Annotated in this window: 2 protein-coding genes; one reads left to right on the plus strand and one right to left on the minus strand. The window is 28.7% G+C overall.

The features are described 5' to 3' along the window. Nucleotides 1–154 precede the first annotated feature (154 nt). Nucleotides 155–1348 carry an aminotransferase class V-fold PLP-dependent enzyme gene (locus C4B25_RS04545; RefSeq protein WP_131613959.1) on the minus strand — a complete coding sequence of 398 codons (1194 nt, stop codon included), beginning with the start codon at nt 1346–1348 and terminating at the stop codon, nt 155–157. A 167-nt stretch (nt 1349–1515) separates the two neighbouring features. Here C4B25_RS04545 and C4B25_RS04965 point away from each other — a divergent pair, with 167 nt between their 5' ends. After that, complete coding sequence (locus C4B25_RS04965; protein ID WP_272482653.1) at nt 1516–1644, plus strand: hypothetical protein; 129 nt, start codon at nt 1516–1518, stop codon at nt 1642–1644. The last annotated feature ends 293 nt before the right edge of the window (nt 1645–1937 follow it).

The following is a 1937-nucleotide window of genomic DNA, read 5'->3' on the forward strand; positions in this document are numbered from 1 at the left end:
GGTACGTCACAGACAAACCAATGAAGAATCTGCTATTCAGTTTTGAAAGAACTAGAAACAAATGACCTATAAAGGTCCTTTTTTTTCGCCTTTTTAAGGTTGGGAAGACAAAAAAGTTACAAAAAAAGAATTTATCGCTTGATAAATTCTTATATTACTTGAAGTATCTTTTAATTATTTTAATAAATTGATCTATTTCTTCTGTTGTGTTATAAACAGAGAAAGAAGCTCTAATTAATTTGCTTTCGTTTAATATATCTTTTAATAAAGGTGCTCCGAAATTTCCAAGTCTTACACACACTTTATTTTTTGCAAGATAATCTGCAAAGTCATCTATTGATATATCAATTGGTTTAAAGATAATATTGGCATGTGAATCCTTAGTAGAGAATACTTTAATCTGTTTAATTGTTTCTAATTCTTTAAGTGCATGCATCACTAAATTGTGTTCATGATTGTAAATATAATCGAATCCAATTTTTTCTAAAAAATCAATTGAATGTTTAAGTGCAATGATGCCTTCTATGTTTGGTGTACTTGGTTCATGTCTTAAGAAGTTCTCTTTGTAAGTAACTTCTTTAGTGTTGATGTCAATTTCCTTGAATTGGAAACCGCCAGATAACAATGGTTTAAAAGTGTTTATATGTTGTTTGTTGATATATAAAACACCAAGTCCTGTTGTTGAGAACATCTTGTAACCCGAAAAGGCTATAAAGTCTGCGTGTAATTTTTTAGCATCTGTTTTTATATGAGAAATAGATTGTGCTGAATCAACTACAATATAAATCCCTAATTCTTTAAGTTCATGTGATGCTTCTTCGATTTCAGTTTGAAATGTCAATGAATTTGAAACATGTTCTATTGAAATAATTTTTGTATTCTCATCAACTGAATCCATAATGGTTTGCTTTGTTATTAATCCTGCTTCATTAGTTTTAATAATCTTTAGGTTAGCATTTTTATTTTTAGCAAGTTCAAGTCAAGGTAATAAATTTGAACCATGGGCATAAGGAGAGATTAAAATTGTATCTCCTTCATTGATTATGGTTTCCATAAACTTAGCTGCAATGTCTAAACCGTTTGTTGTGTTGTAAGTAAAAACAACCTCGTCAGCTGAACAATTTAGAAAATTTGCTATTGCCTCCCTTGATTCGTCTTCAAGTGATTTTGTTATTTTGGCTAATTCATGATCGGTTGAATGGGGGTTGGTTGGGTAAAGTGTATTGTATTCTGATATTGCATCTAAAACTGATTTAAGTTTTAAGGTTGAAGATGAATTATCGAAATAAATAAATTCCTTATTCTTTCCTTTATAAAAAGGGAAAGAGTTTCTTATAATATTTTTCATAGTGGCTTTTTATATCTCCTTGAATATATTTTATACCTTAAACGCATATACTAACATTTTGATTTATCCTAGAAAAAGTGACTACGCTTTTAGAAAGGTGTATTTTATGTTGTTTTGTAATAAATGAAGTAATGCACTATATAATATTTAATATAAAAGGTGGGATTATGGAAAACAAAAAAGAAATGAGTAAAATAGCTAGATTAAATAAAAAATATAAAATTTTTATCATTGCAGCAGTCTTCCTTGCAATCTTAGCTATGACATTAGTGGTTGTTGTGCCATTAACAATATAAGGACCGTTTTCGGTTTTTTTAACGCCAATATTCATTAATTATTTTTCCTATATATAGAAGAGGAATGTACTTAATTGTTATTTTTTCAAGAAATATATATAAAAATATTTTTTTAAAAAGTATGTAAAAACCCTTTATTTCTTTGTTATACTATTAAAGCACCCATATCGAGAGTTGGTTTTTTAAACTAATTCAAAATGGTGCTGATAGATCTTTGAAAACTAGATACAAGAAACCATGAACCCGGAATCAATTTATGAGAGTTTGATCCTGGCTCAGGATGAACGCTGGCT

The organism is Mycoplasma todarodis, assembly GCF_004335995.1.
Taxonomy (GTDB): Bacteria; Bacillota_I; Bacilli_A; order Mycoplasmatales; family Metamycoplasmataceae; genus Mycoplasma_K; species Mycoplasma_K todarodis.